The sequence below is a fragment of the Mesorhizobium sp. WSM4898 genome, assembly GCF_029625845.1.
Taxonomy (GTDB): Bacteria; Pseudomonadota; Alphaproteobacteria; order Rhizobiales; family Rhizobiaceae; genus Mesorhizobium.
This window is the reverse complement of the sequence record NZ_JARTVQ010000001.1, coordinates 290,323-313,380: the sequence shown is the minus strand read 5'-3', so window position 1 is coordinate 313,380 and position 23,058 is coordinate 290,323. Positions and strand designations below refer to the sequence as shown.

Here is a 23,058-nt window from a genome sequence, read left to right as displayed (position 1 = left end):
TAGGCAAGCCGTAGCCGGGGCGCTAAGAGGGTGCCGACATGCTCCGCGACCTTTGACGAGAACCCACGAAGCGCTGCCGATTTGACATTTCAAAATCCAAACAAGCTAAAGACCCGGCCCGGCGAGGTCACGGCGGTACTGCGCCGTATCATCGCCGAGAACGGCTATGACCATCGCTGGTCCTATGCGATCGTCATCGTCTGCTCGTTATTGGTTTCCGGCGCGACCGCCTTCTCGGCCTGGGTCATGGCGCCGATGGTCAATCAGATATTCTACGAGCGGAGCAGCGACGCCGTCTGGTGGATTTGCGCCGGCTTCATGGGCGCCTTCCTCGTGCGCGGCTTCGCCGGCTACGGCCAGGCGGTGATGCTGGCCACGATCGGCAACAATCTGGTCGCCCGCTACCAGAAGCGCAGCTTCGACCAACTGATGAAGCTCGGCGTCAATTTCTTCAATGACACGCGCTCGGGTCGACTGGCGGCGCAGCTGGACGAGAATATCGGCGGCATCCGCGACCTGCTGTCGCTGACATTGATTTCGATCACTCGCGACGCAGTGACGCTCGTCGGCCTGGTCGGCCTCATGGTCTACCAGGATCCGGTGTTGTCGCTGAGCTCGCTGCTGATCGGGCCGCCGCTGATCTGGGCCGTCGTCTACATCACGCGCCGGGTGCGCAAGATCAATCGGGAATCCGTGCTGATCAATTCTCGGCTGAGCGGGTCGGTGCAGGAGGCCACCCAAGGCATCGCCATCGTCAAGGCCTTCACCCTGGAGGACGAGCTGGCGCGCCGCATCGGCATCATGGCCGACACGGCCGAACAGCGCAGCAACAAGATTGCCCGCGTCTCGGAACGGCTGTCGCCGATTTCGGACATGCTGGCCGGCCTCGCCGTGACCGCCGTCATCGCTTATTCCGGCTATCGGGCATTGTATCTCGGTCAGCCGCCGGGCGCGGTCTTTTCCTTCATCACCGCGCTGATCTTGGCCTATGATCCGGCGCGGCGGCTGGCGCGCATGCAGGTGGCGATGGAACGCGCGCTGGTCAACGCGCGCATGATCTATGAATTGCTCGACCTCGAGCCGAAACAAAGCGACGCGCCCGACGCCGCCGAAGCGAAGATCATTTCCGGCGAAGTGACCTTCAACAATGTGACGTTCGGCTATAGCGCCGACATGCCGGTGCTGAGGGATCTGAGCTTTACCGCCGCCGCCGGCAAGGTGACGGCGATCGTCGGCGCTTCGGGCGCCGGCAAGTCGACGCTGGTGGCGCTCTTGCAGCGCTTCTATGACGTCGACGAGGGCAGCATCGAGGTGGACGGCCAGGACATCTCGAAGGTGACGAAGCGGTCGCTGCGCCAATCGATCGCCTATGTCTCGCAGGCGCCGTATCTCTTCGAAGGCACGATCCGCGACAACATTCGCTACGGCCGGCTCTCGGCCACCGACGCGGAGATCGAGCAGGCGGCGAAACAGGCCGCCGCCGACGAGTTCATCCGCCAGCAGCCGCAAGGCTACGACACGCCGGTCGGCGAAGGCGGCTCGACGCTTTCCGGCGGTCAGCGCCAGCGCGTCTCGATCGCCCGTGCCATCGTGCGCCAGGCGCCGATCCTGCTGCTCGACGAGGCTACGTCGGCGCTCGACAACGAGGCCGAAGCGCGCGTCCAGGAAGCGCTCACCCATGTCATGGAAGGCCGCACCACCATCGTCATCGCGCATCGGCTGTCGACCGTGGTCAATGCCGACCGCATCATCGTGCTGGAAGAGGGACGGCTGGTTGAGGAAGGCACACACGCCTCGCTGATGGCCGACCCGCACAGCGTCTATGCCCGCTTCCACCGGGTGCAGGGCAAGAAGGGGCTGGGGCTTGTCGATGACGCCAAGACAACCCAAACTCCTCTGCCGCGCACGCGCGCGAAGAAGACCGTCGGGAGAAGCGCATGAGCGAAACGGGCGATATGGGCTTGGTGGTGGTGGGCGCCGCCGGCCGGATGGGTCAGACGCTGATCCGCGCCATCCACTCCATTCCCGGCGCGTGCGTTGCCGGTGCCGTCGAGCGGCCGGACTCGCCGCACCTCGGCAAGGATGCCGGAGAGCTCGCCGGCATCGGCTGCATCAATGTGCCGATCGCCGACGACCCGCTGCCGGCATTCGCCAAGGCCGACGGCGTGCTCGATTTCACGGCCCCGGGCGCAAGCGTCGAATTCGCCGGCTATGCGGCGCAGGCGCGGATCGTCCATGTCATCGGCACGACCGGCTGTTCGGCCGGTGACGATGCGAAGATCGCGGCGGCGGCGCGCCACGCGACCATCGTCAAATCCGGCAATATGAGCCTCGGCGTCAATCTTTTGGCGGTGCTGGTGGAGCAGGCGGCGCGCGCGCTCGATGCGCAGGATTTCGACATCGAGATCCTGGAGATGCACCACAGGCACAAGGTCGACGCGCCGTCCGGCACAGCGCTGCTGCTCGGCGAAGCAGCGGCCAAAGGCCGAGAGATCGCGCTCAAGGACAACAGCGTGCGTGTGCGCGACGGCCATACCGGCGTGCGCAAGGCCGGCACGATCGGCTTCGCCACCTTGCGCGGCGGCTCGGTGGTCGGCGAGCACAGCGTGATCCTGGCCGGCACCGGCGAGCGCATCACGCTCGCCCACCAGGCCGAGGACCGGGCGATCTTTGCCCGCGGCGCGGTCAAGGCGGCGCTCTGGGGCCGCGGCAAGAAGCCGGGCCTCTATTCCATGCGAGACGTGCTCGGCCTGGGCTGAGGCGGCTTTTTTCTGCTTTTCTTCCGCAATTCCGGGCCGAAACCGCTACACACTTTTCTTGGAATTGCTCAATCCAACGACGTATCAGGAGCAAACATGTCGGGAACTCTCGTGCTCGTGCGCCACGGCCAGAGCGAATGGAACCTGAAGAACCTGTTCACCGGCTGGCGCGATGTCGACCTCACCGACCAGGGCAATGCGGAAGCGCTTGCCGCCGGCGAGAAGCTCAAGGCGCGCGGGCTCAAATTCGACATTGCCTACACCTCGGCGCTGAAGCGTGCGCAGAAGACCTGCCAGCACATTCTCGACGTCGTCGGCCAGAGCAAGCTCGAGACCGTCCGCGACCAGGCGCTCAACGAACGCGACTATGGCGATCTCTCCGGCCTCAACAAGGACGACGCGCGCAAGAAGTGGGGCGAGGAGCAGGTGCATATCTGGCGCCGCTCCTACGACGTATCGCCTCCGGGCGGCGAAAGCCTGAAGGACACCGGCGCGCGTGTCTGGCCCTATTACCTGCACGACGTGCAGCCGCATGTGCTGCGCGGCGAGACGGTGCTGGTCGCCGCGCACGGCAATTCGCTGCGGGCGCTGATCATGGCGCTGGACGGCAAGTCGGGGGAAGAGATCGTCAAGCTGGAGCTCGGCACCGGCGTGCCGGTGATCTACAAGCTCAACGCCGATTCCACCGTGGCAAAGAAGGAAGTGCTGGAGGGGTGAGGGATTCCATTGTTCCGGCCCCGCTCGGAACGGGTGGCCGTCTCGGGACAACCGCTTCAGGCTGGAATTCCGTCTCGCCGTTAACTGACCAGCGTCGGCGCCGCCCCTCACCTGCCTGCCGGCATCCTCTCCCCGTATAGTGACGGGGAGAGGGAAGCTCCGGCCGCCGATTTCGCCAATCGCCAGCGTCTCAAGAGGACGCCAACGCCGCGGCCAGCCCCTTCTCCCCGTCCTACACGGGGAGAAGTGCCCGGCAGGGCGATGAGGGGCGGGGCCGACGCCGACAATTGCCGTCCGTGCCTGAAATCAACCCCAGCTGCCCTCTGGTCAGTCTTGAGCTCCTCGAAAAAACCGCGTTGACACGCTTCGTTTGCCCGCTTACATGAGCGCCCACCAGCCCAGATGGCGGAATTGGTAGACGCGCACGGTTCAGGTCCGTGTTCCGCAAGGAGTGGAGGTTCGAGTCCTCTTCTGGGCACCAAATTCCCGTTTCAGACGATCTGACGCGATGAGCAAAAAGCCCGGATTTTCCGGGCTTTTTTGTGCCTGCAACTCGTCTCGGGTTAAACCGTTCCTATCTTGTCTGTTAAGCCGAGGTTCCGTGATGCCCGCGCCGTTCAAGGAGTGGAAGGTTCTGCCGCATGGCAGGCTCTCTCCTGTCGACGACGATATTCTGACGGTGACCGGCGACATACCGATGCCGGTCGGCAACCTGAAACGGCGCATGACCGTGGTGCGATTGCGCGACGGACGGCTCGTCATCTTCAGCGCCATCGCGCTCGATGACGAACAGATGCGCGCGATCGAGGCCTTCGGCCAACCGGCCTTCCTGATCGTCCCTAACGACCATCACCGGCTCGATGCAAAGCCATGGAAAGATCGCTATCCCACCCTGCAGGTGATTGCACCGGCGGGCGCGCGCAACAGCGTCGAGAAGGTGGTGCATGTCGATGCGGCACGCGGCGACTTTGGCGATCCCGACGTCAAGCTCGTCACCGTCCCCGGAACCCGTGATCGCGAAGCGGCGCTGCAAATCGTCGGACCGAACGGCACGACGCTCGTTCTCAATGATATCGTCGGCAACATCCGCGGCGCATCCGGTTTTGCCGGCTGGGCATTGCGCATGATGGGATTTGCCGGTGATGAGCCGCGTATACCCTGGCCGGTCAAGCTGACGATGGTCGGCGACAAGGCGGCACTCGCAGCGCAATTGAGACGATGGGCTGACCTGCCGGCGCTCAAGCGCATCCTCGTCTCGCATGGCTCCGTCATTGCCGATGATCCGCAGGGGGCGCTGCGCAAGCTGGCGAGGTCGCTCGGATAGCTGACAGCGTAGCGGCCACCTGCCCTTCCGGCCAGTCCCTGAACAAACCGCTTCAAACCCGCTGCCGCGGACGCTACGGTCGGGTCATGGCCCCCTCCGTCAGCCCGACCATCGCCGCCCGCCGCGACCAGATGTTCCCCGTGCTCGCCAATGCGGACATCGAGCGCATGCGCCGCTTCGGCGTGCCAAGAGCCTACGGCGCCGGCGAGCATATCGTGACGGCCGGCACGGTCTCGCCCGGACTGGTCGTCATCCTGTCGGGCAAGGTCGACATCACGCAGGCCAGCGGTCTTGGCCCGCGCGAGGCGATCATCACCTATGGTCCGGGCAATTTCATCGGCGAGCTGGCGCAGCTTTCGAGCCGGCCGTCGCTGGTCAATGCCGAGGCGACCGAGCCGGTCGAAGCCATCGTCGTCCCCTCGCAGCGGCTGCGCGATCTGATGGTGCAGGAGGCGAATCTCGGCGAGCGCGTCATGCGCGCGCTGATCCTGCGCCGTGTCGGCCTGCTCGAGAGCGGCACCAGCGGGCCGATCGTCATCGGCCGTCCCAGCAATGGCGATGTGCTGCGGCTGCAGGGTTTCCTCACCCGCAGCGGCCTGCCGCACCGCGCGCTCGATTCCGACACCGATCCCTGCGCCAAGACGCTGATCGAGCGTTTTCATGTCGATCCGCACCATCTGCCGATCGTGCTCTGTCCCAACGGCAAGCTGCTGCACAATCCCGGCGAAAGCGATCTCGCCCGCTGCGTCGGGCTGCTGCGGCCGCTCGACGCCGGCAAGATCTACGACGTTGCCATCGTCGGCGCCGGGCCGGCGGGATTGGCGGCCGCGGTCTATGCGGCCTCCGAGGGGCTGTCGACCATCGTGCTCGACTGCCGCGCCTTCGGCGGGCAAGCGGGGGCATCCTCGCGCATCGAGAACTATCTCGGCTTTCCGACCGGCATTACGGGCATGGCGCTGATGGCGCGCGCCTACAACCAGGCGCAGAAGTTCGGGGTCGAGATGGTGATCCCCGATGAAGCCAAATTGCTCGGCGCCGCCGACAACATGGCCGGCTACCGGCTGGACGTTGGCGACGGCGAGACCCTGCGCGCGCGCACCGTGGTGATCGCCAGCGGCGCGCGCTACCGTCGCCTCGACATCGCCAATATCGCGCAGTTCGAGGGCACGTCCGTGCATTACTGGGCCTCGCCGATTGAAGCACGGCTCTGCCGGGACCAGGAAGTGGCGCTGGTCGGCGCCGGCAACTCGGCCGGCCAGGCGGCCGTCTTTCTCGCCAGCCAGGTGCGCAAGGTGACGCTGTTGGCGCGGCGCGACAGCCTTGACGCCACCATGTCGCGCTATCTGGTCGAGCGGATCGTGGCGCAGCCGAACATCGAGGTGCTGACGGAAACCGAGGTCGAGGCGCTCGACGGCCATGACGGCAACCTCGACCAGCTGTGCTGGCGCAACCGGGTCACCGGCGTGGCGACGACGCGGACCATCCACCACCTCTTCCTGTTCATCGGCGCCGACCCGAACACCGACTGGCTGGCGCGCTGCGACGTGGCGCTCGACGCTAAGGGCTTCGTGCGCACCGGACCGGATGTGGCGCCGGGACACGGCCCGATGGAGACGAGCCGCAGCGGCGTGTTCGCCATCGGCGATGTGCGCTGCGGCTCGACCAAGCGTGTCGCGGCCGCCGTCGGCGAAGGCGCTCAGGTGGTGGCCGCGCTGCATGCCTATCTTGCGCGCAACGGCGGGCGTGCTGCTCAGCCCGAAAGGAGACCCTGATGGACGAATGCAGGCATACGGACGACATAAAGGATGTGGTGCCGAGCGCCCTCGGCTGCGAGGAATGCCTGAAGAGCGGCTCCTGGTGGGTGCATCTCAGACTCTGCCGCACCTGCGGCCATGTCGGCTGCTGCGACGACTCGCCCAACCGCCACGCCACCAAGCATTTCCACGCCACTCAGCATCCGGTCATCGAAGGCTACGATCCGCCCGAAGGCTGGGGCTGGTGCTATGTCGACGAGGTGTTCATCGACCTCGGCGACCGCACGACGGCGCAGAACGGCCCGATCCCGCGCTTTGTCTAGCGTGCACGGAATACCGCGAGCCTCTTGCCGGGTCGCCTACTTCACCGAGCTGGTGACGGTCCGGTCGATGACGACGTGATCGCGGTCGTTGCCGGCAAGCGCGCCGATGATCAGCAGGCTGACGATGATCGGGACGAACAGGATCGCCACACGCGCCTGCACGTAGAAGATGGCGCGCCATTCATTGCGCTTTTCGGGGCTGTCGTTCATCGCGCTCACTCTGTCCTGCCTCCCGAAGCGGGACATAGTAGCGAAGCGTTAAGCAACCTTTTCCGCAAACGTTAACCGGCGGATTTCGAACAGGCCAATCTGCCAATCGGATCAGGCAATCGGCAACGCGAACAGCCGGCCGCCGGAAGGCACGACGTCGTCGATGCCGGCGAGCCGCAGGCAGTGCCAGGCCATGGCGTGGTTGGACGAGGTGACGGGAATGCCGATGCGCCGTTCGAGATCCGCCACCGCCTCGGCGACGCGCAGGCTGGTGCAGGAGATGAAGATCGCGTCCACGCCGGGCGCCGCCGCCATGCGCTCGGCCGCGGCCTCGATCGAGGCGAGCGAGATGCGGGCCGCCTCGCGGTCGTCGCGCCGGTCGAAAGTGGCGACGGCGGCGATATCGAGGCCGCGTCCGGTGAAATAGGTGACGAGGCCCAGGTTGATCTCGGGGGCATAAGGCGTCAGCAGGCCGATGCCCTTGGCGCCGAGCGCCTTGAAGGCGGCAAGCGCGCCCGTCACCGGCGTGGTGCAGGCGACGCCCGGCCGCGCCTTCCTGATCTCGGCGAAGACGGCTTCCTCGCCGAGCGTCATGGTGGCCGAGGTGCAGCCGAAGCCGACGACGTCGAGCGGGATGCTGGGCAGGATGAGGTCGACGGTGGGCGCGATGCGCGGGCCGATGGCGCGCAGCGTGTCGGGGGTGATGTCGTTGTCGTTGAACAGGCGGGCCTCGTAGAAGGCGACGCCCGGAATGCGCACCAACGCGCGGAACTCATGCTCCAGCGTCTGGTCGGTGGCCAGGATCGCAAGCCCGATCGACGCGCGCGAGGCAAGGCCGCCGTCGAGTTCGGACGGAAGCACGCCCAGATCGACCGGCTTGGGATCGACCGGTCCCGAAGATTGAGGGCGGGTAGCAGCCGCGCTGATGGACATGGCATTCCCTTTCTTGCCCGATCCCCCGGGATCATGCTCTCAATTCAAAAGACCGTCCATCGAGATGGCCGGCTTGCGGCCGGCGATCAGGTCAGCGGTGATGCGCGCCGAGCCATGCGACATGGTCCAGCCGATATGGCCGTGCCCGGTGTTGAGATAGAGGTTGCCGAGGCGGCGGCGCCCGAACTCGGGCAGATTGTTCGGCGTCATCGGCCTCAAGCCCGCCCACATCTCGGCGCGGTCATAGTCGGCGCCCTCGGGATAAAGCTCCTGCGTCACGCCCTTCATGAAGGCGAAATCGGCCGGCTTGTGGCTGGTGTCGTAGCCGGCGAATTCCGCCGTCGCGGTGACGCGCAGCCGGTCGCCGAAGCGCGACACGGCGACCAGATTGTGCTCGTCTATCGCCGCGATGGTCGGCGGCCGAGGCTGGTTGCCGATCGGAATGGTCAGCGAATAACCCTTGATCGGGTAGATCGGCAGGTTGATCCCGACGGTCTTCGCGATCAGCGGGCTGTAGGAGCCGAGCGCCAGCACATAGGCGTCGCCCTTGACGCTGCCCTTGTCGGTCAGCACCTGTGCGACGCGATCGCCCGAGGTCTCGATGCCGGAGATGGTCGTGCCGGTGCGGATTTCGCCGCCGCGCTCGACGACCTTTGCCGCGAGCGCCCGGGTGAATTTGGCCGGGTCACCGGTCTCATCGGTCGGGCAATGGATGCCGCCGGCGATCTTTTCCCGCGCGGAAGCCAGCGATGGGTCGAGCGCGACGATGGCGTCGCGGTCGAGCACCTTGATCAGCTGGCCGTCTGATTCAAGCAGCCGCATATGCTCGACGCCTTTATCGAGCGCCTGCTGGCTGCGATAGACATAGAGGATGCCGCGACCGTTGCGGTCGTAGTCGATCTGCTCGTCGGCAATTACCTCGTGCAGCACGCTCTGCGAATAGACGGCAAGCCGATGCTTGAGCAGCGTGTTGCGCCTGGCCTTCTCGGCCGTGCATTCCATCAGGAACAGCCATGACCAGCTGTAAAGCCTCGGATCGGCCGACAGCTTGAAGCGCAGCGCCTGATCCTTCAGCACCAGCGATTTCAACAGGACCAATGGCGCCCTGGGCGACGACCAGACGAAGGAATGTCCCGGCGCAATCATGCCGGCATTGCCCCAGCTGGTCTCGGCGGCGACTTGGCTCTGGCGCTCGAGGACGACCACCTCGTGCCCGTCCTTCTGCAGCTGATAGGCAGTGGTGACGCCGACAACGCCGCCACCCAACACGATCACGCGCATCACGCCTCCGGAGATCGCATGTTGGGAGGCAGTTTAGTCGGTGGATTGCGGTCTGCAATGGCACAGGCACCGAGATGTCGGCGGGACAGCGCCCCTCTCTGGCCTGTCGGCCATCTCCCCCCTCAAGGGGCAGATCAGGTGTCACGGCGGCTTTCGCAAATTACCGGCGTTGCAGCAAGGGTGAGGCGATGAAACAGCCAATCTCCCCCCTCGTGGGGGAGATGTCCGGCAGGACAGAGGGGGGCGCGAAGGATCACAACGATTGATCCTCGAAGGCACTCACCCCCGCAACGCCTGCTCCAGATCCACGATCAGATCATCGCCATCCTCGATACCGGCCGACAGCCGCACCAGCGAATCCGATATCCCGATCGCCCCGCGCTTTTCCGCGGGGATCGAGCCGTGCGTCATCAGCGCCGGATGCTCGATCAGGCTTTCGACGCCGCCGAGGCTTTCGGCGAGCGTGAAAAGCTGCGTGCGTTCGAGGAAGCGTTTGGTACCGGCGAGGTCGAGGTCGAGGTCGACCGAGATCATGCCGCCGAAGGCGTGCATCTGGCGCTTGGCGATCTCGTGCTGCGGGTGGCTCGCCAGCCCGGGGTAGATGACGCGGCGCACGTCCTTGCGGGCTTCCAGCCACTGCGCGATCTTCAGGCCGTTGGCGGAATGGCGCTCCATCCGAAGCGCCAGCGTCTTGATGCCGCGCAGCGCCAGAAAACTGTCGAACGGGCCGGAAATGGCGCCGATGGCGTTCTGCAGGAATTTCAGCCGATCGGCCAAATCCTTGTCGTCGCCGACGACCGCCACGCCGCCGACCATGTCGGAATGTCCGTTCAAGTATTTCGTCGTCGAGTGGACGACGATGTCGATGCCGAGCTCCAGCGGCCGCTGGATGTAGGGGCTGGCAAAAGTGTTGTCGGCGACAGTCAGCAGGCCTTTGCGCCTGGCCAGCGCCGCCAGGCCTTCGAGGTCGACGACGCGCAGCAGCGGGTTGGTCGGCGTCTCGACCCAGAGCAGCTTTGTCTCAGAGCGGATCGCACTCTCGACGGCGGCGAGATCGGTGAAGTCGGCGAAGCTGACCTGCAGGCCGGCGGAACGCTTGCGCACCCGCTCCATGAGCCGGAACGAGCCGCCATAGATGTCGTCGGTGGCCACCACATGGGCGCCGGCGTCGAAAAGCTCCAGCACCGTGGCTATCGCGGCCAGGCCTGAGGCGAAGGCGAAGGCCGCGGTGCCGCTTTCGAGGTCGGCGACGGCCCGTTCGAAGGCGAAGCGCGTCGGGTTCTGGCTGCGAGCATACTCAAAACCCTTGTGCACGCCGGGTGACTGCTGGCCATAGGTGGAGGTGGCGTAGATCGGCACCATCACCGCGCCGGTCAGCGGATCGTGGCTCTGGCCGCCATGGATGGTGCGAGTGGAAAAGGCCAGGCGGTTCTTGCCGTTCGAAGTCATTTTGCGCGACGCCTCAGATGGTTGATCAGGTCGATACGGGTGATCAGGCCGATGAATTCGTCGCCCTCGAAGACGATGGCGACCTCGTTGCGGTCGAAGACGGGGAGCAGCGCGTCGAGCGTCTGGCTGGCCTGCAGCGTGTGCAGGTTCGAGGTCATGGCCGTGCGCACCGGGGCGTTGAAGCGATCCCAGCGGCCGTCATAGGGGCCGTCGACCTTGGCCAGGATATCGCTCTCGTCGACGATGCCGACGAGCTTGCCGTCATCCAGCACCGGTAGCTGCGAGACATCGGAGCGGCGCATGCGGCCATAGGCGTTGAGCAGGGTTTCCTCGGGGCCAACGGTCACGATGTCACCAGTGCGCGGCGAGCGCATGACGAGGTCGCGCAGGTCGCCGTGCTGCTCTTGGTCGGCCAAGCCCTGCTCGGCGAGCCAGATGTCGTCGAAGACCTTCGACAGATATTTGTTGCCGCTGTCGCAGACGAGGGTGACCACGCGTTTGGCCGTCGTCTGATCGCGGCAGTAGCGCAGTGCCGCCGACAGAAGCGTGCCGGAGGACGAGCCGGCCAGGATGCCTTCCTTGGACAGCAGGTCGCGCACCGCCAGCATGCTCTGCTTGTCGGGGATGGAATAGGCTTTCTTGACCAGCGACAGATCGGCATTGGGCGGCACGAAATCCTCGCCGATGCCTTCGACGGTCCAGCTGCCGGCCTCTGTCATCTTGCCGGTCTTGATCAACGGCGCCAGCACCGAGCCGACCGGATCGGCAAGCACCATCTCGGTCTTCGGCGAATGCTTCGCGAAAAAGCGGCCGACACCGGTGAGCGTGCCGCCGGAACCGACGCCGACCACCACCGCGTCGACATCGCCTTCGAGTTGCGAAAAGATTTCCGGGCCGGTGGTGCTTTCGTGCGCCAGCGGATTGGCGGGATTGGCGAACTGGTTGGCATAGAAGGCGCCGGGAATTTCGGCGGCGATCTTCTCGGCCATGTCCTGGTAATATTCGGGATGGCCCTTGCCGACATCGGAGCGGGTCATGCGCACCTCGGCGCCCAGAGCGCGCAGATGCTGGATCTTCTCGCGCGACATCTTGTCGGGCACGACGAGGATGATGCGGTAGCCCTTGGGAATGCCGACCTGGGCGAGGCCGAGGCCGGTGTTGCCGGCGGTGGCCTCGACGATGGTGCCGCCGCGCTTCAGCCTGCCATCCTTCTCGGCGGCCGCGATCATCGACAGCGCGATGCGGTCCTTGATCGAGCCACCGGGGTTCTGGCTCTCGAGCTTGATGAACAGCCGGCACTTGCCGGTATCGAATTTGGTGAGCTCGACCACCGGTGTCTGGCCGATCAGGTCGAGCACGGAGGCGTAAGGCGGACGCAACCGCGACAAAGCGCTTTCCGCGCCGTCCGGCGCCGCTTTCCTGTGCACGCTCATCTCAGACCCTCCATGGGAAGCAGTTCCGACGGGATCGGCCGTCACCAGTCTGCGCATGATGCCGCCGAACGCCATGCCGGGTGCGCAGATCACACGCTGTTGTCTTTTCCAGCCCTTTTCATCCGGAAAGAAGATAGATCGTGCCATTCCGGCGACGAGTGGCGGAATGGAATTTCACGGGCGGCGGGGTCCTTGCGTGGCTGTCAAGGTTGAAACGACGCCATCAAGGCGCCGTCCGTCCAAGCGGACGCGCGGCGCCATCTTGCCGGTCGGATCAAACGCTCGGGCGGTTTGCCCAACGGAGGCCGAGCAGGCCGAGCAGCGTGGTGACGAGCCCGATATAGAGCCATTCCCTCTGGCCGGTCATGAAGCTGCCTTGGACCAGCCCAAGCCCTTGCAGCGACCACAGCACGCCGATCGCCAGCACGATCAGCGCCAGTAAATTCCTGATCAGTCGCATCGGCGAGATCCCCGCGCAAAGTCGATCCTTCACCGGAACGCGCGCGCAGTAAAGGAGCGGAAGGAAGCGAAGCAATCGCTTCCGCTTTTACTTGCGCCCCGAGGGCCGTTCCTACTCGGGACTTCCTGCAAAACCGGGTCGGTCTCCATGAAGAATACGCTGGCGCTCGCGGGAGATGTCATGACAAACTGTTTCGCGGCGACTCCAAACGTGTGCCTTTGCCATGGAACCGCCAGACCCTTGCCGCATTTCATGCCTCATTCGGCACTTACGGCGGGTTGTCTATAACGGAGCCCACCCCTAAAAGATGAATAAAACCAACCGCACCGCGCTTGTCGCGGCAACGATCGCGGCTGGCCTGATGGCTGGCGCCTCTTCCGCCTCTTCAGCCGCCGCACAATGCGGCCGCGCTTCCTGGTACGCGCTGCATTCCAGAACCGCCTCCGGCGAGCGCATGAACCCCGCCGCGCTGACTGCAGCGCACCGCAGCTTGCCCTTCGGCACCAAGCTCAGGGTCACCAACAAGAACAACGGCCGCAGCGTCGTCGTGCGCATCAACGATCGCGGCCCGTTCGTCCGGGGCCGCGTGCTCGACCTCTCCCGCGGCGCCGCCACCCAGCTCGGCTTCATCGGCTCGGGCCACACCGCAGTCTGCATGGCGCGCGTTTAACATGTCGATGTCCGGCAAGAGGGAGCCGGACATATTTCCTACACATTGCGGCAGCGCACAGTGAGCCGGCTCCGCCATACGTGACGAGTTTTCAACAGTTTGGACCAAAGCAGCATTCGTCACGCCAATTGACGTATTGCATCGCAACAATATCTTGTTAACCTCACTGCGAGACATTCAAGGCTCGGCGCTGCTCGTCGGCCCCTTGGTCGTCAGGCAGCAGCGGGGTTCTTGATGTTCTACCAGCTCTACGAACTGAACCATGCGGCGCTGCAGCCCGCCCGCCTTTACGCAGATGCGGTGCGGTTCTTCTATTCCAACCCGCTCAATCCGGTTTCGCATACGGCGCTCGGCCGCTCGGTCGCGGCAGCCGCGGAACTCTTCGAGCGCACGACGCGCCGCTACGGCAAGCCTGAATTCGGCCTCACCAAGGCGGTGGTCGACTGGAAGAGCGTCGACGTCGCCGAACGAACCGTGTGGTCGAAGCCGTTCTGCAACCTCGTCCGCTTCGAGCGCCAGCTTCCCGCGGACCGCAAGCCCGATCCGAAGCTACTGATCGTGGCGCCGATGTCCGGCCATTATGCGACGCTGCTGCGCGGCACGGTCGAGGCGATGCTTCCGCACGCCGACGTGCACATCACCGACTGGGTCGACGCGCGCATGGTGCCGCTGTCGCAGGGCAGCTTCGATCTCGACGACTATATCGACTATGTCATCGAGATGTTCCACGCGCTGGGTCCCGATACCCATGTGATGGCAGTCTGCCAGCCCTCGGTGCCGGTGCTGGCGGCGGTGGCGCTGATGGAAAAGCGCGGCGACCCCTTCGTGCCGTCAACAATGACGCTGATGGGCGGGCCGATCGATACCCGCCGCAATCCGACCGCGGTCAATCTGCTCGCCGGGGAAAAGGGCACCGACTGGTTTCGCGAGAACGTCATCATGCAGGCGCCCTGGCCGGTGCCCGGATTCGGCCGCGATGTCTATCCCGGTTTCCTGCAGCTTTCGGGCTTCATGAGCATGAATCTCGATCGCCACATCATCGCCCACAAGGACTTCTTCATGCACCTTGTGAAAAACGACGGCGACAGCGCCGAGAAGCACCGTGACTTCTATGACGAATATCTGGCGGTGATGGACCTGACGGCGGAGTTCTACCTGCAGACGGTCGATACGGTGTTCGTCCGCCACGCCTTGCCGAAGGGCGAGATGACGCATCGCGGCGAGGCCGTCGATCCCCAGGCGATCCGCAACGTCGCGCTATTCACCGTCGAGGGCGAGAACGACGACATTTCCGGGCTCGGCCAGACCCAGGCCGCGCATGAGCTTTGCGTGAACATTCCGGCCGACCGGCAGGCCCACTACATGCAGCCGGCCGTCGGCCATTACGGCGTCTTCAACGGCTCGCGGTTCCGGTCGGAGATCGTGCCGCGCATTCTGGACTTCATCTCCAGCTACGGCCGCCAGACCCGCCTGGCGGCGAAGCCGAAGCTGGTCCGTTCCGCCAAGAGCTGAGCGGGAAGCGGACGCGGCTCGGCGCCGCTCAAAGCGCGTGACCTTTCCGTGGAACCAATGTTCAGGGCTGACCGGCGACGGGCGAGTTCTTGAGTCGTCCCAGGCCGCTGTTGCCAAACTGCCGCTATGCGGGCCTGGCGGGTAACCATGCCACCAAACTAGCCGTTGTCTTCAATTGACACGGACTGTAAATCCCCCTTAACGTTTCGTTAATAAACAAGGGCGGACCCCGGGGGACAATGACTTCCTCACCGATGGCGCGGATGCTGCGTTTGTGTGCAGTCGCAGGGCTGGCGATCTCGGCCCACTGGGCGGTTCCGGCATGGGCTGCCGGCGCCATGGCCACCGGCGGCCTGACCTCGCAGCCGATCGGACATTATGATTTCTGCAAGACGCATCCGAGCGAATGCAACATTCGCCCGGCCAATCTCGCGCCGGCCAAGCTGACCGATGCTCTGTGGCGCAAGCTGATCAACGTGACCGCCAGGGTCAACGCCGCCGTCAAGCCGATGAGCGATCTCGACAATTACGGCAAGGACGAGGTCTGGACCTATCCGGACAATGGCTTTGGCGACTGCGAGGACTATGTGCTGGAGAAGCGGCGCCAGCTCTACCGCATGGGCATCTCGCTTGCGGATCTCTTGATCACCGTCGTGCGCAAGCCGGACGGCGAAGGCCATTCCGTGCTGACGGTGCGCACCGATAAGGGTGACTACATCCTCGACAATTTGACCGACAAGGTCCAAGCCTGGGACGAGACCGGCTACCGTTATCTCAAGCGCCAGGCGATCGACAACACCGGCCGCTGGGTGTCGATCCGCGATGGCCAGCAGCTGCTGGTCGGCTCGGTGCAGTAGATCTCGGGACCTACCTTCTCAGCGCCGCACGAATCGACGCGCTGAGGCGGCGCAGCTCCGCCTCGTCCAGCTTCTCGATGCTCTCGGCCAGAAGATTGGCCAGTTCGGTCGCGGCCGGCGACAGGCCCGACGTATCGATCCTGACCCGTGGATGCGAGGTTTCGGCGAGGCGGGCAAGGTCCTCGGCGTCGTCCCAGATGATGTTGAAATAGCCGATGATCTTCTGGATCAGCGTCCAGGTCGGCGCGCCGCGGCGGCCATGCTCGAGCGCCGACAGATAGGCGGCGCTGACGCCGATGGCCTGCGCCATCGCCTTCTGGCTGACGCCGCGCTCGGCGCGCAGCGCCCTCAGCCTTTCGCCGAACGGGGTCACTGTTGCGTCCTCATGGCCGGCGTCCTCATGCGCGCGTCCGCCTGAGCCGCACATAGAGCGCGCCCGAGCCGCCATGGTTGCGGGCGGCGTGATCGTGGCTCGAGACCAGATGCCGGAAAGCCGGGGTCGACAGCCAGTGCGGCACCGAGCGGCGCAGGATGCCGTCGCCGCCGGACGACGAGCCCTTGCCGGTGATGACCAGCACATAGCGGATACCGCCGGCATGGGCGCGGTGCAGGAAGGTGAGGAGCAGCGAATAGGCCTCGTCCTGCGTCATGCCGTGCAGATCGACGCGGCCCTCGATCGGCAGCCGGCCTTTTTTCAGTTTCTCGTGGGTCTGGTCGTCAAGCGAATGCACGACGTGCTGCGGCTTCGGCTTCGCGGCAGCGGTGGGAACGCCATTGGCGGGCGTGGGCGCCGGCGCCGGCGTCGGCTCGACAATATCGGGAATCTCGACCGCGGCCTTGCCTTTGAGGGGCCGCGTCGTGCGCGCCACCAGGTTCCAGAGGATGCGATCGTCGTCGCTCAGCGTGTCGTGGCGGCGGTTCACGCGTACCCCCTATCGACCAGCCCGCGCGGAACCAGCGCATAGAAGTCGGCGACGTTGCGCACGACGCCGGCGATCTCGCCCGCGGCATCGCCCGAGCCGGCGAAGAGATCGCCTCGCGCCGCTCCGGTGATGGCCGAGCCGGTGTCCTGCGCGATCATCAGCCGCCGGAACGGTTTTCCGCCGAAAGCGGTGAGCGTTGGCGCAACGATGTGGAAGGGCGTGCCGAAGGTGTGCAGCAGCCGGTCGACGGCGACCGAGCGGCCGGGCGTCAGCGGCACCTTGGCGGCGGCAATGGGACCGAGCTCCGGGTCGTCGACCGGCGCCTCACGAAAGAAGATGTAGGAGCGGTTCTGCCAGAGGATCTCGTCGACCCGCTCAGGATGCGCCTTGAACCAGGCGCGGATCGACTGCATCGTCACTTTTTCCAGCGGGATTTCGCCGGTCTCGCTCAAGATCCTGCCCGGCCCGGTGAAGCGCTGGCCGGATTTTGCGGCATAGGTGACGCGGCAGAGCCGACCATCGGTCATCTTCAGCCGCGCCGCTCCCTGCACATGGATGAAGAAGGCATCGACCTTGTCGGCGAGCCAGGCAATCTCGAGGCTCCGCCCGGACAGCGCGCCGCGCTCGATGGCGCCGCGATCGAAATATTCGACCGGACCTGTCGTCGTCGCGCGCGCGAAGGCGAGATAGGGATCCATTCCGAGGGGGCGATTTTTATCGTCGATGTCGACCAGATCGGCGGGACGGGAGAGCAGCGGCACCGTGAACCGCTCCGTCCTCACCGGCGAGGCCTCGACCTCGGGCTCGTAGAAGCCGGTGACGAGGCCGGCGCCGCCGCTTTCGGCCGCCACCAAAGCCGGAGCGAAATGGCGCTCGAAGAAGGACCGCGCATCCGACCGGTTCGCCGGCGAAACGGAGCGCGCCTCAGTATAGGCCTCGGCGAAAGCGGCGAACGCGACGCCGAGCGAACCTGTTCGATAGGGCTTGGTCAGTACGTGGAAAGCCGAACGTTTGAACGCCGCGAAGGCGGCGAGGTGATCATCCTCGTCCCAGCCGGGCAGGTCGCCGAAGGATTTTTCCTTGAATGCCGAAGACAGCGACATGACAGCCGCCACTAGAGCCGGATGATTTCAGGCCGGATCGACCTGAAATCTGAATCCGGCTCCAAATTGAAGAGATGGAGCATGATGGCGTCCGAAAACCGCTCCACACTTTTCGGCATCATGCTCTAGGTCAATCTTCTTCTTCCGTGGCGACCAGCTTCCAGTTCGGATCACGCGACCGGGTATCGCGGAAGAAGGTCCAGACGTCCTTGACCTCGGCGACTTTTTCCGGATCGCCGTCGATGACGGCGCCGACCTTGTCGCGGGTCGCCGAGATCAGCTCGCTGACGATGCGCAGCGTGATGTGCGCCTCGGTGCCCTTCATCTCGGCGGCGACGACATCGACCTTGTCGATGCCGACGAAGGAAGACTGGATCTTTTCAGCTTTCGCCTCGCGCTCGCCGATCGCGGCGACGAAGCTGTCATAGACCTCGCGCGACAACAGGTTCTTCAGCGTTTTGCGGTCGCCGTCGGCAAAGGCCATGACGATCATCTCGTAGGCCATCTTGGCGCCGTCGATAAAGGTCTTGGGATCGAAGGACGGATCGTTGTCCTTGATCGCGCGCAGGCCTTTGTTGAGATCGCTGTCCGGCTTGGCGAAAGCGTCGATCGCGGCATAGGTCTCCGCCGCCGGTTCCCCCGGCATGCGCTTGCGCGGCAGCGACACCACATTCTCGGACTTCTGCGCCGCATCCTGCTCGCGTGTGCGGCTTGCCGAATAAGGATCGAAGGGCGGGCGTTCGTTTCCGGTGCGACGGCCCAGCACGTTGCGAAGCTGGAAGAAGATCACAACCGCCGCAATCAAAAAGAAAATCGTGCCGAAGTCGAAGAAACCCATATCTTCCGCCAATTCGATCCCTGTCCAGGCCGGACCACCAGAGCCCCTAGAATGGCGGCGGTCGCATAGCGTTCATTACCCAAAGCATATAGAACGGCGGGCGCAATCATTCAAATCAAAGCCAGCCATACCTATCTAAAGGTCCCAGTGCCAGCGGCGATTTCCCGCGAGGCCCGCAAAAGAAGAAAGCGACCGGTCTCAATTTGCGCATTTCGTTCATTCCCCTGTTCCTGCTCCTGCTGCCGCTTCTGGAGATCGCCGGCTTCGTCATCGTCGGCCGTGAAGTCGGCGCTTTGGCGACGATCGGGCTCGTCATCCTCTCCACCATTGCCGGCAGCCTCCTGCTTCGGCACCAGGGCTTCGGCGTGATGGCGCGGGTGCGGACGGAAATGGATGCCGGGCGCGATCCAAGCCGCCAACTCGCGCATGGCGCGATGATCGTGCTGGCGGCACTCCTGCTCATCATTCCGGGCTTCATCACCGACATTGTCGCCATCCTGCTGCTCCTGCCGCCGGTGCGCGATCTTGCCTGGCGCCTGCTCAAGAACCGCATCGTGATGGCGACTAGCTTCAGCAGCGGCTTTTCGGCCCGCCGCCGCGACAGGGTCATCGATCTCGATGACAGCGACTTTTCGCGCCAGGACGACTACAAGCGCGGGCCGGATCACAATTCCCCTTGGCGGCGGCTGAAAGACGACTAGCTCTCTTCAGGGTCCGCTCGAATAGCTGTCTCATGCGCGCCGTCGCCCCGAAACGGCTGCGCAGTTTCAGGCGGCGCGCAAAACTTGTCTTGTCCTGCCGAGCATGATAGCGAACCCCCGATTTCAATCCGGTCAGCAATGCTGCCCAGGCAAAAGGACAAAGGCTAATGGCCAGCAATGATGATGCCGCGGCAGCCGCCGCCAATGGCAACGGCAAACAGGAACAGCCCTCGCTCAACGTGCTTGCGCAATATGTGAAGGACCTGTCCTTCGAAAGCCCCGGCGCGCCGAATTCGCTGCGCGGCCGCGACAAGGCCCCGGGCATCGCCATCAATGTCAACGTCAACGCCAACCCGCTTTCGGACAAGCAGTTCGACGTCAATCTGACATTGAATGCCAAGGCCTCCTTCGACCAGGAAGTGCTGTTCAACGTCGAACTGGTCTATGGCGGCGTCTTCGCCATCAGCGGCTTCCCGCAGGAGCACATGCTGCCGATCCTGTTCATCGAATGCCCGCGGCTGCTCTTCCCCTTCGCGCGCCAGATCATCGCGGACGCCACCCGCAACGGCGGCTTCCCGCCGCTGATGCTCGACCCGATCGATTTCGCGCAGATGTTCCAGCAGCGCATCGCCGAGGACCAGGCCGCCAGCAAGGTCCAGGTGAGCTGAGAAGACTCACCACCCATCGTATCGAGAGCCCGGCTTCGCGCCGGGCTTTTTCTTGAGACGTCTGGATTAGCGACGACATTCGTTAGGTCGTCATTCTCGGGCCGAGCAAGGAGCGGAGCGACGTTAGAACATATGCCGTGACGCTAAGGCGCTGCTGCGATTACAGAATTCTGCACCGTTGCGCTCCGCGGCAAGGGTCACGGCATGGATACTCGGGTCAAGCCCGGGTATGATGAAGGGATGGCGGTTCGGCCAATCGCGTCGGTTGGCGCCGGGAGCGCCCCGCTCACCCTGCGGCCACCACCTTCAGCCACAACGCCTTTTCGCCGAGCGTGCCGACCAGCCCGGCATGTGCCGCCCGATCCGCCTCGGTGAGGCGCGGCGGCAGCGCGATCGGCCTTGCGCCGATCGAAATGTCGATATCGGCGACTTCGCCGCTGCCGTTCACCTGCACGGCCACGGTTTCCAGGACCAGTGCCGCCTGCTTGCCGCCGATGAGCTCGATATAAACCTCGGCCAGCAATTCGGAGTCGAGAAGCGCCCCGTGCTTGGTGCGGCGGGTGTTGTCGATGCCGTAGCGGCGGCAAAGCGCGTCCAGCGAGTTCGGACCCATCGGATGCTTGCGGCGCGCGATCGCCAGCGTGTCGACGATGCGGCCGGGATCGATGGCCGGATGACCGAGCCGGCTGTATTCGAGGTTGAGGAAGCCAAGGTCGAAAGTGGCGTTGTGGGCGATCAGCTTGGCGCCGTCGGTGAAGGCCAGCCATTCCTCGGCGATTTCGGCGAAGGTCGGCTTGCCGGCCAGATCGGCCGCGCTGATGCCATGCACGGCCTGCGCCTCGGCGTGAATGGCGCGGCCTTGCGGATTGATGAACTTGTGGAAGGTGCGGCCGGTCGGGAAACGGTTGACCAGCTCGACGCCGCCGAGCTCGATGATGCGGTCGTCGCGCAAATCGAGGCCGGTGGTTTCGGTGTCGAAGATGATCTCACGCATTCGAATCAGTCCGCTCTAAAGAGCAGAATCACAAACCGGAACAAAATGGCAATGGGGACTGCTGACAGCGGCCGTCAGGAAGCGTTTTTGCCGGATTTATCCCCGGTCAATTCGCTGACGATGGCTGCCACCGCCGCACGTGCGGCATCAAAACCCTGGCCGGTGTCGACGATGAAATTCGCCTGACGGCGTTTCTCGGCGTCAGGCACCTGTTTGGCGAGGATGGAAGCGAATTTTTCTTCGCTCATGCCGGGTCTGGCGAGCACGCGGGCGCGCTGGATCTCGGCCGGCGCGGTGACGACCACGACCTTGTCGACCCGGTTGCGGCCGCCGGTCTCGAACAGCAGCGGGATGTCGAGCACCGCAATCGGCGCCCCGGCCGCACGATGGCGGGCCAAAAAGGCGTCGGCGTCGGCCCGCACCAGCGGGTGGATGATCGCCTCCAGCTTTTTCAGCGCGGCGGAATCGCCCAGCACTGTCTCGGCCAGCCTTGCACGATCCACCACGCCCGCTTTTGTCGTGCCGGGAAAGGCTCGTTCGACCAGGGGTGCTGCCTTGCCGGCATAGAGGCGATGCACGGTCTCGTCGGAATCATGCACCGGAACGCCGGCCTCGGCGAACATCTTTGCCGTGGTCGACTTGCCCATGCCGATCGATCCGGTGAGGCCGAGCACGATCATGTCAATGCGCTTCGATGTCGGCGACGATCATGCGCCGCAATCGCGGCGTCACATCAGGCCGCTTGCCGAACCAGCGCTCGAAACCGGGCACGGCTTGGTGCAGCAGCATGCCGAGGCCATCGACCGTCTTCAGGCCGCGCGCCCTGGCGGCAGCAAGCAGCGGCGTCTCCAGCGGCACATAGACGATGTCGGTGACGATGGCGTGGCCGGGCAGACCGGCCGGATCGGCGGCGAGGGTCTCGTTGCCATGCATGCCGAGCGCGGTGGTGTTGATGAGCAGGCCGGCGTCGGAAAGCAATTCGCCGACCGCGCCGGCGCCATGCGCCGAAACCCCGGCGCCGAACCGGTCGGCGAGTTCCTCAGCCCTTGCCAGCGTACGGTTGACGATGCGGATGTCGTTGAGACCTCGGTCCTTCAGGGCGTAGATGACGGCGCGGGAGGCACCGCCCGCGCCCAACACCACGGCCGGACCATTCGCCGCCCAGCCGGGGGCATGTTCATCGAGATTGCCGGCAAAGCCGAGAGCGTCGGTATTGCCGCCCCACAGCACGCCGTCTTCCAGCCACAGCGTGTTGACCGCGCCGATGGCTTCGGCGGCCTCGTCGCGGCGTTCGACCAAGGCGTAGGCTGCTTCCTTGTGCGGGATGGTGACATTGCCGCCGCGATAGCCATTCTCGTCCAGCGATTTCAGGAATGCTGCGAAATCCTCCGGCCGAACGTCGATAGCCTGGTAGCTGCCGTCGATGCCGTATTCCTCCAGCCAGTGGCGGTGGATCTTGGGCGAGCGCGAATGCGCGATCGGGTGGCCGGTGACGAAGGCCCGCTTCTCAACCATCGATCGCTCCCAATGCGCGCAGCTCCTTCAGCACCGGCAACAGCGGCAGGCCGACGATGGTGAAATAGTCGCCCTCGATCCTTTCGAAGAGCTGGATGCCCTCGCCCTCGATCTGGTAGGCGCCGACACTCGCCAGCGCCTTGGAACCGACGCGCGCCAGGTGGCGGCCGATGAAGGCGGGATCGAGCTTGCGCATGGTGAGGCTGGCGATGCCGACATGGCGCCACAGCACTTCGCCATCTCGGCAGAGGACGGCGGCGCTGTTCAGTTGATGGGTCTTGCCCGACAAGGCCAAGAGATGCCTCCGCGCGCCTTCCATATCGGCCGGCTTGTGGAAGATTTCGTCGCCAAGCGACAGCGTCTGGTCGCAACCGAGCACCAGCGCGCCCGGCCGGGGCTCGCTGACCTCGGTCGCCTTGGCTTCGGCAAGGATCGAAGCGACATCTTCGGGAGAGACGCCGCTGTCCTGCAAGGGCGCCTCGAGCGCGCGCTCGTCGACGTCTGCCGGCACCGCCTCGATGTCGAGCCCGGCATTGATAAGCATTGCCTTGCGGAACGGGCTGCCCGAAGCGAGGACGATTTTGCCGGCCATACTGGTTCACCAACGGTTGCGATCCGTCCAGCGCCCGTCATC

25 protein-coding genes and 1 tRNA gene are annotated in these 23,058 nt (G+C 64.8%); 12 read left to right on the top strand and 14 right to left on the bottom strand.

All coding sequences use genetic code 11. The annotated features are described in order from the left end of the window. Window positions 1-81 precede the first annotated feature (81 nt). The 7 genes from P9228_RS01575 (at window position 82) to P9228_RS01545 (ending at window position 6,877) form a co-directional block, all read left to right on the top strand. Window positions 82-1,941: an ABC transporter ATP-binding protein gene (locus P9228_RS01575; protein ID WP_278051990.1), complete on the top strand. Its 1,860-nt coding sequence runs from the start codon at window positions 82-84 to the stop codon at window positions 1,939-1,941. After that, a complete protein-coding gene (gene dapB, locus P9228_RS01570; protein ID WP_278051989.1) occupies window positions 1,938-2,759 on the top strand; it encodes a 4-hydroxy-tetrahydrodipicolinate reductase in 822 nt (273 codons plus the stop codon). Before P9228_RS01575 ends, dapB begins: the two co-directional genes overlap by 4 nt. A 96-nt stretch (window positions 2,760-2,855) precedes the next feature. Beyond that, complete coding sequence (locus P9228_RS01565) at window positions 2,856-3,476, top strand: 2,3-bisphosphoglycerate-dependent phosphoglycerate mutase (RefSeq protein WP_067003230.1); 621 nt, start codon at window positions 2,856-2,858, stop codon at window positions 3,474-3,476. Between the two features lie 396 nt (window positions 3,477-3,872). Then, a tRNA-Leu gene (locus P9228_RS01560) sits at window positions 3,873-3,957 on the top strand. 123 nt (window positions 3,958-4,080) lie between these two features. Further along, window positions 4,081-4,800, top strand: coding sequence for a hypothetical protein (locus P9228_RS01555; protein WP_095799540.1), 720 nt, complete (start codon window positions 4,081-4,083; stop codon window positions 4,798-4,800). A gap of 86 nt (window positions 4,801-4,886) precedes the next feature. Continuing rightward, window positions 4,887-6,572, top strand: coding sequence for a cyclic nucleotide-binding domain-containing thioredoxin-disulfide reductase (locus P9228_RS01550; RefSeq protein WP_127216377.1), 1,686 nt, complete (start codon window positions 4,887-4,889; stop codon window positions 6,570-6,572). Continuing rightward, entirely contained in the window at window positions 6,572-6,877 is a 306-nt protein-coding gene (locus P9228_RS01545; RefSeq protein ID WP_067003235.1) for a UBP-type zinc finger domain-containing protein, read from the top strand. The genes P9228_RS01550 and P9228_RS01545 overlap by 1 nt, the downstream gene beginning before the upstream one ends. 36 nt (window positions 6,878-6,913) lie before the next feature. Here P9228_RS01545 and P9228_RS01540 read toward each other — a convergent pair whose 3' ends face one another. The 6 genes from P9228_RS01540 to P9228_RS01515 form a co-directional block, all read right to left on the bottom strand. Next, window positions 6,914-7,096 (bottom strand): hypothetical protein, encoded by a 183-nt coding sequence (locus P9228_RS01540; RefSeq protein WP_164746949.1) that lies wholly within the window; start codon window positions 7,094-7,096, stop codon window positions 6,914-6,916. A gap of 102 nt (window positions 7,097-7,198) precedes the next feature. Continuing rightward, window positions 7,199-8,020, bottom strand: coding sequence for an Asp/Glu racemase (locus tag P9228_RS01535; RefSeq protein ID WP_278051981.1), 822 nt, complete (start codon window positions 8,018-8,020; stop codon window positions 7,199-7,201). Window positions 8,021-8,059: 39 nt separating this feature from the next. After that, window positions 8,060-9,301 carry a D-amino acid dehydrogenase gene (locus P9228_RS01530; RefSeq protein ID WP_278051979.1) on the bottom strand — a complete coding sequence of 414 codons (1,242 nt, stop codon included), beginning with the start codon at window positions 9,299-9,301 and terminating at the stop codon, window positions 8,060-8,062. A 279-nt stretch (window positions 9,302-9,580) separates the two neighbouring features. Continuing rightward, complete coding sequence (locus tag P9228_RS01525; protein ID WP_278051977.1) at window positions 9,581-10,750, bottom strand: PLP-dependent aspartate aminotransferase family protein; 1,170 nt, start codon at window positions 10,748-10,750, stop codon at window positions 9,581-9,583. Beyond that, entirely contained in the window at window positions 10,747-12,183 is a 1,437-nt protein-coding gene (locus P9228_RS01520) for a pyridoxal-phosphate dependent enzyme (RefSeq protein WP_127216580.1), read from the bottom strand. The genes P9228_RS01525 and P9228_RS01520 overlap by 4 nt, the downstream gene beginning before the upstream one ends. Before the next feature lie 274 nt (window positions 12,184-12,457). Further along, window positions 12,458-12,643 (bottom strand): hypothetical protein, encoded by a 186-nt coding sequence (locus P9228_RS01515; RefSeq protein WP_067323495.1) that lies wholly within the window; start codon window positions 12,641-12,643, stop codon window positions 12,458-12,460. A gap of 307 nt (window positions 12,644-12,950) precedes the next feature. Here P9228_RS01515 and P9228_RS01510 point away from each other — a divergent pair, with 307 nt between their 5' ends. The 3 genes from P9228_RS01510 to P9228_RS01500 all read left to right on the top strand — a co-directional run bounded on the left by P9228_RS01510 (window position 12,951) and on the right by P9228_RS01500 (window position 15,682). After that, complete coding sequence (locus P9228_RS01510) at window positions 12,951-13,313, top strand: septal ring lytic transglycosylase RlpA family protein (RefSeq protein ID WP_066991454.1); 363 nt, start codon at window positions 12,951-12,953, stop codon at window positions 13,311-13,313. A gap of 234 nt (window positions 13,314-13,547) precedes the next feature. Continuing rightward, on the top strand, window positions 13,548-14,825 hold the full coding sequence (locus P9228_RS01505) for a polyhydroxyalkanoate depolymerase (protein ID WP_127247402.1): 1,278 nt from the start codon (window positions 13,548-13,550) through the stop codon (window positions 14,823-14,825). Between the two features lie 239 nt (window positions 14,826-15,064). Then, a complete protein-coding gene (locus P9228_RS01500) occupies window positions 15,065-15,682 on the top strand; it encodes a transglutaminase-like cysteine peptidase (RefSeq protein ID WP_067323497.1) in 618 nt (205 codons plus the stop codon). Between the two features lie 10 nt (window positions 15,683-15,692). Here P9228_RS01500 and P9228_RS01495 read toward each other — a convergent pair whose 3' ends face one another. From P9228_RS01495 to P9228_RS01480, 4 genes are all read right to left on the bottom strand, one after another. Continuing rightward, on the bottom strand, window positions 15,693-16,055 hold the full coding sequence (locus P9228_RS01495) for a helix-turn-helix transcriptional regulator (RefSeq protein ID WP_066991880.1): 363 nt from the start codon (window positions 16,053-16,055) through the stop codon (window positions 15,693-15,695). 25 nt (window positions 16,056-16,080) lie between these two features. After that, the gene (locus P9228_RS01490; RefSeq protein WP_278051965.1) at window positions 16,081-16,605 is read right to left on the bottom strand and encodes a Smr/MutS family protein; all 525 of its coding nucleotides are present in this window, start codon (window positions 16,603-16,605) and stop codon (window positions 16,081-16,083) included. After that, window positions 16,602-17,708 carry a murein transglycosylase A gene (locus tag P9228_RS01485; protein WP_278051964.1) on the bottom strand — a complete coding sequence of 369 codons (1,107 nt, stop codon included), beginning with the start codon at window positions 17,706-17,708 and terminating at the stop codon, window positions 16,602-16,604. The genes P9228_RS01490 and P9228_RS01485 overlap by 4 nt, the downstream gene beginning before the upstream one ends. Before the next feature lie 130 nt (window positions 17,709-17,838). Then, on the bottom strand, window positions 17,839-18,546 hold the full coding sequence (locus P9228_RS01480; protein WP_066991466.1) for a Tim44/TimA family putative adaptor protein: 708 nt from the start codon (window positions 18,544-18,546) through the stop codon (window positions 17,839-17,841). Window positions 18,547-18,749: 203 nt separating this feature from the next. Between P9228_RS01480 and P9228_RS01475 the strand changes: the two genes are divergently transcribed. After that, on the top strand, window positions 18,750-19,247 hold the full coding sequence (locus tag P9228_RS01475) for an FxsA family protein (RefSeq protein ID WP_067323499.1): 498 nt from the start codon (window positions 18,750-18,752) through the stop codon (window positions 19,245-19,247). Window positions 19,248-19,414: 167 nt separating this feature from the next. Next, window positions 19,415-19,915 carry a protein-export chaperone SecB gene (gene secB, locus P9228_RS01470; protein ID WP_067323500.1) on the top strand — a complete coding sequence of 167 codons (501 nt, stop codon included), beginning with the start codon at window positions 19,415-19,417 and terminating at the stop codon, window positions 19,913-19,915. A 286-nt stretch (window positions 19,916-20,201) separates the two neighbouring features. On the opposite strand, the gene dnaQ is transcribed toward secB, so the two are convergent. The 4 genes from dnaQ to P9228_RS01450 all read right to left on the bottom strand — a co-directional run bounded on the left by dnaQ (window position 20,202) and on the right by P9228_RS01450 (window position 23,016). After that, window positions 20,202-20,909, bottom strand: coding sequence for a DNA polymerase III subunit epsilon (gene dnaQ / locus P9228_RS01465; RefSeq protein ID WP_095825105.1), 708 nt, complete (start codon window positions 20,907-20,909; stop codon window positions 20,202-20,204). A 74-nt stretch (window positions 20,910-20,983) separates the two neighbouring features. After that, window positions 20,984-21,589 carry a dephospho-CoA kinase gene (gene coaE / locus P9228_RS01460; RefSeq protein WP_278051960.1) on the bottom strand — a complete coding sequence of 202 codons (606 nt, stop codon included), beginning with the start codon at window positions 21,587-21,589 and terminating at the stop codon, window positions 20,984-20,986. Window position 21,590: 1 nt separating this feature from the next. Then, entirely contained in the window at window positions 21,591-22,424 is an 834-nt protein-coding gene (locus tag P9228_RS01455; protein WP_278051958.1) for a shikimate dehydrogenase, read from the bottom strand. Then, window positions 22,417-23,016, bottom strand: a complete 600-nt coding sequence (locus tag P9228_RS01450) for a Maf-like protein (RefSeq protein WP_127242003.1) — start codon at window positions 23,014-23,016, stop codon at window positions 22,417-22,419. The genes P9228_RS01455 and P9228_RS01450 overlap by 8 nt, the downstream gene beginning before the upstream one ends. Window positions 23,017-23,058 lie beyond the last annotated feature (42 nt).

What these genes read in the sequence shown, in the direction of transcription:
- dapB (WP_278051989.1), top strand. Translation starts at nt 1,938, where the DNA reads ATGAGCGAAACGGGCGATATGGGCTTGGTGGTGGTGGGCGCCGCCGGC.
- P9228_RS01565 (WP_067003230.1), top strand. Translation starts at nt 2,856, where the DNA reads ATGTCGGGAACTCTCGTGCTCGTGCGCCACGGCCAGAGCGAATGGAAC.
- P9228_RS01555 (WP_095799540.1), top strand. Translation starts at nt 4,081, where the DNA reads ATGCCCGCGCCGTTCAAGGAGTGGAAGGTTCTGCCGCATGGCAGGCTC.
- P9228_RS01550 (WP_127216377.1), top strand. Translation starts at nt 4,887, where the DNA reads ATGGCCCCCTCCGTCAGCCCGACCATCGCCGCCCGCCGCGACCAGATG.
- P9228_RS01545 (WP_067003235.1), top strand. Translation starts at nt 6,572, where the DNA reads ATGGACGAATGCAGGCATACGGACGACATAAAGGATGTGGTGCCGAGC.
- P9228_RS01535 (WP_278051981.1), bottom strand. Translation starts at nt 8,020, where the DNA reads ATGTCCATCAGCGCGGCTGCTACCCGCCCTCAATCTTCGGGACCGGTC.
- P9228_RS01530 (WP_278051979.1), bottom strand. Translation starts at nt 9,301, where the DNA reads ATGCGCGTGATCGTGTTGGGTGGCGGCGTTGTCGGCGTCACCACTGCC.
- P9228_RS01525 (WP_278051977.1), bottom strand. Translation starts at nt 10,750, where the DNA reads ATGACTTCGAACGGCAAGAACCGCCTGGCCTTTTCCACTCGCACCATC.
- P9228_RS01520 (WP_127216580.1), bottom strand. Translation starts at nt 12,183, where the DNA reads ATGAGCGTGCACAGGAAAGCGGCGCCGGACGGCGCGGAAAGCGCTTTG.
- P9228_RS01515 (WP_067323495.1), bottom strand. Translation starts at nt 12,643, where the DNA reads ATGCGACTGATCAGGAATTTACTGGCGCTGATCGTGCTGGCGATCGGC.
- P9228_RS01510 (WP_066991454.1), top strand. Translation starts at nt 12,951, where the DNA reads ATGAATAAAACCAACCGCACCGCGCTTGTCGCGGCAACGATCGCGGCT.
- P9228_RS01505 (WP_127247402.1), top strand. Translation starts at nt 13,548, where the DNA reads ATGTTCTACCAGCTCTACGAACTGAACCATGCGGCGCTGCAGCCCGCC.
- P9228_RS01500 (WP_067323497.1), top strand. Translation starts at nt 15,065, where the DNA reads ATGACTTCCTCACCGATGGCGCGGATGCTGCGTTTGTGTGCAGTCGCA.
- P9228_RS01485 (WP_278051964.1), bottom strand. Translation starts at nt 17,708, where the DNA reads ATGTCGCTGTCTTCGGCATTCAAGGAAAAATCCTTCGGCGACCTGCCC.
- P9228_RS01480 (WP_066991466.1), bottom strand. Translation starts at nt 18,546, where the DNA reads ATGGGTTTCTTCGACTTCGGCACGATTTTCTTTTTGATTGCGGCGGTT.
- secB (WP_067323500.1), top strand. Translation starts at nt 19,415, where the DNA reads ATGGCCAGCAATGATGATGCCGCGGCAGCCGCCGCCAATGGCAACGGC.
- dnaQ (WP_095825105.1), bottom strand. Translation starts at nt 20,909, where the DNA reads ATGCGTGAGATCATCTTCGACACCGAAACCACCGGCCTCGATTTGCGC.
- coaE (WP_278051960.1), bottom strand. Translation starts at nt 21,589, where the DNA reads ATGATCGTGCTCGGCCTCACCGGATCGATCGGCATGGGCAAGTCGACC.
- P9228_RS01455 (WP_278051958.1), bottom strand. Translation starts at nt 22,424, where the DNA reads ATGGTTGAGAAGCGGGCCTTCGTCACCGGCCACCCGATCGCGCATTCG.
- P9228_RS01450 (WP_127242003.1), bottom strand. Translation starts at nt 23,016, where the DNA reads ATGGCCGGCAAAATCGTCCTCGCTTCGGGCAGCCCGTTCCGCAAGGCA.